The organism is Aestuariivivens marinum, assembly GCF_022662175.1.
GTDB classification, from domain to species: domain Bacteria; phylum Bacteroidota; class Bacteroidia; order Flavobacteriales; family Flavobacteriaceae; genus Aestuariivivens; species Aestuariivivens marinum.
Genome location: NZ_JAKMCR010000002.1, coordinates 451586 through 459259, shown reverse-complemented (window position 1 = coordinate 459259; position 7674 = coordinate 451586). Strand labels below are relative to the sequence as shown.

General features: G+C 38.0%; 6 protein-coding genes and 1 pseudogene. 3 read left to right on the top strand and 4 right to left on the bottom strand.

The window, feature by feature from the left end:
* Together MR053_RS14055 and MR053_RS09320 are read left to right on the top strand one after the other, a co-directional pair.
* A pseudogene (locus MR053_RS14055) lies at nucleotides 1-68 on the top strand (MopE-related protein); the annotation flags it as partial.
* A 9-nt stretch (nucleotides 69-77) separates the two neighbouring features.
* The gene (locus MR053_RS09320) at nucleotides 78-1547 is read left to right on the top strand and encodes a MopE-related protein (protein ID WP_242132171.1); all 1470 of its coding nucleotides are present in this window, start codon (nucleotides 78-80) and stop codon (nucleotides 1545-1547) included.
* A 59-nt stretch (nucleotides 1548-1606) separates the two neighbouring features.
* On the opposite strand, the gene MR053_RS09315 is transcribed toward MR053_RS09320, so the two are convergent.
* From MR053_RS09315 to MR053_RS09300, 4 genes are all read right to left on the bottom strand, one after another.
* Nucleotides 1607-2815: a T9SS type A sorting domain-containing protein gene (locus MR053_RS09315; protein ID WP_242132170.1), complete on the bottom strand. Its 1209-nt coding sequence runs from the start codon at nucleotides 2813-2815 to the stop codon at nucleotides 1607-1609.
* A gap of 345 nt (nucleotides 2816-3160) precedes the next feature.
* Nucleotides 3161-4033, bottom strand: coding sequence for a nucleoside phosphorylase (locus MR053_RS09310; protein ID WP_242132169.1), 873 nt, complete (start codon nucleotides 4031-4033; stop codon nucleotides 3161-3163).
* Nucleotides 4034-4169: 136 nt separating this feature from the next.
* Nucleotides 4170-4499: a translation initiation factor gene (locus MR053_RS09305; protein ID WP_223550703.1), complete on the bottom strand. Its 330-nt coding sequence runs from the start codon at nucleotides 4497-4499 to the stop codon at nucleotides 4170-4172.
* A gap of 4 nt (nucleotides 4500-4503) precedes the next feature.
* The gene (locus MR053_RS09300; RefSeq protein WP_242132168.1) at nucleotides 4504-5454 is read right to left on the bottom strand and encodes an isopenicillin N synthase family dioxygenase; all 951 of its coding nucleotides are present in this window, start codon (nucleotides 5452-5454) and stop codon (nucleotides 4504-4506) included.
* Between the two features lie 223 nt (nucleotides 5455-5677).
* Here MR053_RS09300 and MR053_RS09295 point away from each other — a divergent pair, with 223 nt between their 5' ends.
* Entirely contained in the window at nucleotides 5678-7669 is a 1992-nt protein-coding gene (locus MR053_RS09295; RefSeq protein WP_242132167.1) for an alpha-ketoacid dehydrogenase subunit alpha/beta, read from the top strand.
* Nucleotides 7670-7674: the final 5 nt, after the last annotated feature.

Genomic DNA, 7674 nt, shown 5'->3' with positions numbered 1-7674 from the left:
ACGATACCGTTTATCCAAATGCACCGGAACTCTGCGATGGCAAGGACAACGACTGTGATGGCCAGACCGACGAAGGGGTGACCACGACCTATTATGCCGATGCCGATGGTGATGGCTATGGGGATGCCGCATCCACTACCCAGGCCTGTTCGGCACCGGTGGGCTATGTCAGTGACAATACAGATTGTGATGATACCGATGCCAATGTGAATCCTGGTGAGGTGGAAATATTGGATAATGGTAAGGACGACGATTGTAACCTGGCAACCTTGGACAGTTCAGCTGATATTGATGATGACGGTGATGGTTTTACGGAAAATGAAGGAGATTGCAACGATACTGATCCAGATATAAACCCTAATGCCATTGAAATATGCGATGGCAAGGACAACGACTGTAACGGCCAGACTGACGAAGGGGTGACCACGACCTATTATGCCGATGCCGATGGTGATGGCTATGGGGATCCGGCATCTACTACCCAGTCCTGTTCGGTCCCTGTGGGCTATGTCAGTGACAATACCGATTGCGACGACTCTTACGACACCGTTTATCCAAATGCACCTGAACTCTGCGATGGCAAGGACAACGACTGTGACGGCCAGACCGATGAAGGGGTGACCACGACCTATTATGCCGATGCCGATGGTGATGGCTATGGGGATGCGGCATCCACCACCCAGGCCTGTTCGGCACCGGTGGGCTATGTCAGTGACAACACCGATTGTGATGATACCGATGCCAATGTGAATCCCGGTGAGGTGGAAATATTGGATAATGGTAAGGACGACGATTGTAACCTGGCAACCTTGGACAGTTCAGCTGATATTGATGATGACGGTGATGGTTTTACGGAAAATGAAGGAGATTGCAACGATACTGATCCAGATATAAATCCTAATGCCATTGAAATATGTGACGGCAAGGACAACGACTGCGATGGCCAGACGGATGAAGGAGTAACCAATACCTATTATGCCGATGCCGATGGTGATGGCTACGGCGATGCGGCTTCCACTATTCAGTCCTGTTCGGCACCTATAGGTTATGTCAGTGACAACACCGATTGCGACGACTCTGACGACACCGTTTATCCAAATGCACCTGAGCTCTGTGATGCCAAGGACAACGACTGCAACGGCCAAACGGACGAAGGTTTTATAGATACTGACAGTGATGGGGTACCTGATTGTATTGATAATTGTCCGACTGTTTCGAATACAGATCAAGCCGATGCCGACACTGATGGTATAGGCGATGCCTGTGAAGGACTCGACAATGCCGAATTTACCTTTAAGGAGGTGTCCATTATACCGAATCCATTCAATGCAGTGATTAACATTCAGTTGCCTGTGCAGTTGAGCAATGAAACGTTCAGGATCACTTTATATGATATTACCGGCAAGATGATCAGGCATGAAGAGAAGGAGGCGATACAGGGCCGTATAACAATGGAGCGATTGGAAGGTATTGAACAAGGATTGTACCTGCTTAGGATCAGCTATAAGGATACGAGATCAGGATTCAAACGCCTGGTTAAGCTTTAGATAAAAAAAGGCTCTAAATCAACTTTAGAGCCTTGCTGCTTTTTATAAACATTCGAGGCTTATCGGACCATTAATTTTTTAGTGACCTCGTTGGTACCATCATTCAGCTTCACGAAATACATACCGCTAGATAAATGAGCAATATTTAATGCCGCATTTTGATTGTTAGGTGTTTTGTAGACTGCTTGGACCAGTTTCCCCTGGAGGTTGTAGATAGCGATATCCACCTTAGAACTTGATGACTGTGTAAACTTTAGGTTGACCACATCCTGAGCCGGATTGGGAAATAATTTAAAGTCATTTAAATCCTTATCAACAGTATTTAAAGTTCCCGTCGCAGAGGCACAAATATTAAATGTGCCAGTTTGAGCAATGTCAACCATAAAGACACGGATAAATAAAATTTCATTTCTTCTGTTGGATAAAACAACTTTAGAAAATAAATTGCTACCTCCATCATCATCACATCCAATTTCAGTAAGTGATCCACAATTACCTGAATATACAGCTATCCCTGTATCGTATACAGGGGATCCAGAATCTTCTGAAGTTTCAATGGTAACTTCATAATCATCATTGTCATCTAATGTTATCTTATACCATACATCCTTACCTTCATAAAAAGAAGTACAGGTTGGATTTGTTTCTGCTGAATCGGTTGATTGTAAATTAGTCGTTAATGTAGGAGAAGAGCAATCACTTGTAATTGCTAAGTCATTAGCTGAGGAACATTCATCGTTATCAGTAACTAAAGGAGGGTCAATTTCATAAATACAAATATTCATAGATCCGGCTCCTACATCATCAACATCCCATACTCTAAGATAAACCACAGAAGAGGCTGGTTGAGCAATATCAATTTGAGAGAAAAATTCATCATTACCCCCATTTGGATTACCATCATCATTACAATCATAAGAGGTTAAACTACTGCAATCTCCACCTGTAAAAATTTCAATTCCAGAGTCATAAATATTATCATTATTAAATGAAGTAATTATACGAACAGCGCCTTTGGAAGGCATAGTAAATTTAAACCATAAATCTCTACTGTACCAGTCAGGATTGGATATACAGGTAGGTAAACCTAAACCTGAATCTGTTTCATTTCCAGTAAAAGTTATAATCTCATTGGTACAGGTTTCGCTCAAATTAACAGTAAGTTCAGGTAAAGTTCCACAAGGTAAATCATTGTCAGGGGCCTGACCAACCATCGAATAACTAAAGGTCAATAAAAATATAGAAATCAGAAATGTAATTTTTTTCATAAGGACTAATAAGGATTAAGTTAAGAGATATTTAAAATTAAAAAAAAAATGATAACTAACTTCGTTTTATGGTTTAAGCGTAGAATTAATTAGTTTAAAAGAAGATTTCAAAGGGATGTTAAAATAATGAAGTCATACTTTTTATAAAATGCTAATTAAAAATTTCTTAAAGCTTTTATTATAGTCTTATTGGAAATAAACTTTAAACAAGGAAAGTAAAAGTTATTAGAGACTAGTTTAACAGGTAAACATTTGTCTGTATCAGGTATCTGTTAGTCTTTAGATTCAGGATATCACTGAACAGATATCGTTATCGTTTTAGTATAGGTTTTGTCACCCGTTATTTTATATACTTGAAAGTCGATCCAGAGTATACAAAATAAGCTTTTCAATGGTCTTACCCGGATGCTCACTAAAGGTACCAAGGGCTCTATTAGCAATAACGGCATTTAAAGATAAAGCCTTATGCTCCATTAATTTGGATAAGCCATAAATAGCACTAGTTTCCATTTCTAAATTGGTGACACGTAATCCGTTAAAATCAAATGTCTGAATTTTAGAATTTAGAGCTTCATCCTGAAGGGGTAATCTTAAAACCCGTCCCTGTGGCCCATAAAACCCTATAGCCGTTAGGGTGATGCCTTGGTGTGTTTGATCACTTATCATGTGATTTTTTAAGGTCTCATTACATTTTATGATTAATGGTCTTGCCTTAAAATTGGGCCATTGGGTATGTTGTATAAAAGCACTCTCTATTTTTGGGTTTGTAATGTCGCTGGTTTGATAACTATGAAGCATACCATTTAAGTCAAGCCCATATTCACTAGCTACAAAAGCATCTACAGGAATATCCTCCTGAAGGGCTCCGGAGGTACCTATTCTTATAAAATTAAGAGTCTTGAGGTTATTTTTAACTGTTCTGGTCTCGAAATCAATATTTGCCAAGGCATCCAGTTCGTTTAAAACAATATCAATATTATCTGGACCAATCCCTGTTGAAATAACCGATAAACGTTTTCCTTTATAAAAACCGGTATGGGTTTTAAATTCCCTCTTTTGAGTTGAAAATTCAATAGTATCGAAATGTTTGGAAATTTTTTCCACTCGGTCCTGATCACCAACTAAAATAATGGTGTCAGCAATATGCTCAGGTTTTAGGTTAAGATGGTAGATGCTGCCATCTGGATTTAGGATGAGTTCAGAATGTTTTATGGACATTTTTTAAGTTAATAAGTTATTGGTTAATAGTTATTAGGGACTTCAATGTTTAAAGTTTAAGGTTTCATGAGATATAATCTATTTCAGTCCCATCAATCTAACTGGATACTGCGACTGCCAGCTGCAAACTAAAAAATTATCCTCCAACACGTTTTACCTTAAAACCTTTGTCTTTTAGTATTTGCATGATTTTATCGCGATAATCCCCTTGAATAATAATCTTATCATCTTTAAAACTACCACCCACACTCAATTGGGTTTTAATATCCTTTGCTAAAGTCTTAAAATCTTCATTTGATCCTGTATAGCCCTCAAGAATAGTAATGGGTTTGCCTTTTCGTTTTTCGTATTTGCATATTATGGGATCATCTTGTATCCATAGATTGTCATCTTCTGAAACCGCTTCGGGAGATTCATCAGGGACATGATCTGGAAATAGGTTTTTCAACTGGTCCTGTAAATCCATTTTCTTATTTTTTGATAAGCCCAAGTTCTATGAGGCGTTCATTTAAAAATTCCCCTGCCGTGATATCTTCATAGGCTTTGGGATTATTTTCATCCACACAACTGTCTAAAACATCCAGTTTCATATCGCTTATGGGATGCATAAAAAAGGGAATAGAATACCTTGACGTGCCCCATAATTCTTTTGGTGGATTTATAACGCGATGAATGGTAGATTTTAGTTTGTTATTGGTATGTCTGGACAACATATCACCTACATTAATCATTAGCTCATCGGGCCCGGCTATGGCATCAATCCATTCGCCTTTATGGTTTTGGACCTGCAGTCCGCGACCTTGAGCTCCCATTAATAAAGTGATTAGGTTAATATCTCCATGAGCAGCTGCACGAACAGCCTCCTTAGGCTCTTGGATAATAGGAGGGTAGTGTATGGGCCTCAAAATAGAATTGCCATTGTGAATGTACTCATCGAAATAGGTCTCTTCTAAATTGAGATGTAACGCTAAAGCCCGTAAAACATATTTTGCTGTTTTTTCGAGCATTTTATATGCTTCCTTGCCTATGATATTAAATTTGGGCAGTTCTTCTACATAAACGTTTTTAGGATATTCCTTTTCAAGTTCTGGATTATTTTCAACATATTGACCAAAATGCCAAAATTCCTTTAAGTCACCTTCCTTTTTTCCTTTGGCGCTTTCTTTTCCGAAGGAAACGTAACCACGCTGTCCACCAATACCTGGAATCTCATATTTTTGTTTTACCTCAATAGGTAAATCGAAAAAATTTTTAATTTCTTTGTATAGATTCTCAACTAATTTATCATCTAAAAAATGACCCTTTAAAGCCACAAACCCAATCTCTTGGTAAGCTTTTCCAATGGCATCTACAAATTGTTGTTTTTTTTCGGTATTACCTGAAATAAAATCTGATAAATTAACACTAGGAATAGTATTCATAAGCATTTTGATTAAAAATGTGGTTGTTACAAAAATACAAAAACATGGCTATTGTTTTGGTTGTTATGATAATAGTTATTGCGATTTCTTCTATAATTTTGTTGTCTATGCAAGATGTGATAAAATAGCTAAGTTTATTGATAACTAATCACTGGGTGCTATAACTGCGAGTGAATTTGTATTATATTTGATATACTCAAAAAAAGCAACTCAAATCGTATTGATGATTCCGGAAACGATTATATATAACACTGAAAATCTAAATTCTGAAGCATTAATTCTGCTTTATAAGAACATACTCAAGCCTAGATTGATTGAAGAAAAAATGCTTATTCTTTTGAGGCAAGGGAAGATTAGTAAGTGGTTTTCTGGTATTGGTCAAGAAGCCATAGCTGTAGGAGTAACTTTAGCCCTCCAAAACGATGAATATATACTTCCTATGCACAGAAACTTAGGGGTGTTTACTACTCGAAACATTCCGCTTTACCGACTTTTTTCACAATGGCAAGGTAAAGCTAATGGGTTTACTAATGGTCGGGATCGTTCGTTTCATTTCGGTACACAAGAATACAAAATTGTGGGAATGATTTCCCATTTAGGACCTCAATTAGGTGTTGCCAATGGTATTGCTTTGGCTTCAAAATTAAAAAACCTAAAGCAGGTAACAGCTGTGTTTACTGGTGAAGGGGGAACGAGTGAGGGTGATTTTCATGAAGCTTTAAATGTAGCTTCGGTTTGGCAATTACCCGTGTTGTTCTGTATCGAGAATAATGGCTATGGATTGTCTACCCCAACAAGTGAGCAGTTTCGTTGTGAACATTTAGCCGATAAAGCTATTGGTTATGGTATGGAATCCCATATTATTGATGGCAATAATATAATAGATATTTACACAAAAGTTTCTGAATTTGCTGAGGATATGCGTAAAAATCCACGTCCCATTTTATTGGAATTTAAGACGTTTAGAATGCGCGGGCATGAGGAAGCTAGTGGTACAAAGTATGTTCCTAAGTCACTGATGGATTTTTGGGCAGCTAAGGATCCGGTGATGAATTTTCAATCCTTTTTAAAGGAGGAAGGGATTTTAACCGAATCAGATATAGTCTTGATCAAGGAGCAAATGGTTTTTGAAATTAATGAACATTTAGAGATTGCTTTTAAAGAAGAACCTATTAAACCTGATTTGGAAAAGGAATTAAAGGACGTCTATGCGCCTTTTGAATATATAGAGGTTGAAATAGGAAATGAAACTCAAGATATTAGATTTATAGATGCCATTTCCCAGGGACTTAGACAAAGTATGGAACAGCATGCCGATTTGGTGATTATGGGGCAGGATATTGCCGAATATGGTGGTGTGTTTAAAATAACTGAAGGATTTTTAGAGCAATTTGGTAAAGACAGGGTGCGTAATACGCCTATTTGTGAATCAACAATTATTGAAGCGGGAATGGGCCTATCTATTGCTGATATGAAAAGTGTTGTTGAAATGCAATTTTCTGATTTTATATCGTCTGGATTTAACCCCGTTGTCAACTATTTGGCAAAATCGTATTACCGCTGGGGACAGCTGGCCAATGTGGTCATTAGGATGCCCTGTGGAGGCGGAGTAGGTGCAGGGCCGTTCCATTCACAAACCAATGAGGCTTGGTTTACTAAAACTCCAGGATTAAAAGTGGTATACCCAGCTTTTCCTTATGATGCCAAAGGCCTTTTAGCAACAGCAATCAATGACCCTAATCCTGTGTTGTTTTTTGAACATAAAGGTTTATACAGAACAATTAAACAAGATGTACCGACCAACTATTATACTTTACCTTTTGGAAAAGCAGCTATTTTGAGGGAAGGTAAAGCGATTAGCGTAATTACCTATGGAGCAGCTGTACATTGGGCTTTGGAGGCATTAGATGACAATCCTGATATCTTAGCCGATGTCATTGATTTGCGAACACTCCAGCCATTGGATAAAGAAGCGATTTTTACTTCTGTAAAAAAAACAGGTAAAGCAATTATTTCCCATGAAGATACTTTATTTGGGGGCATAGCCAGTGATATATCGGCAATGATTATGGAGAACTGTTTCGAATACCTTGACGCACCAGTTAAACGGGTTGCCAGCATAGAAACACCAATTCCTTTTGCAACTCAGTTGGAAAAACAGTATTTACCAAAAGATAGATTTGAAGAGGCATTAAAATTATTATTGACATACTAAAAGTT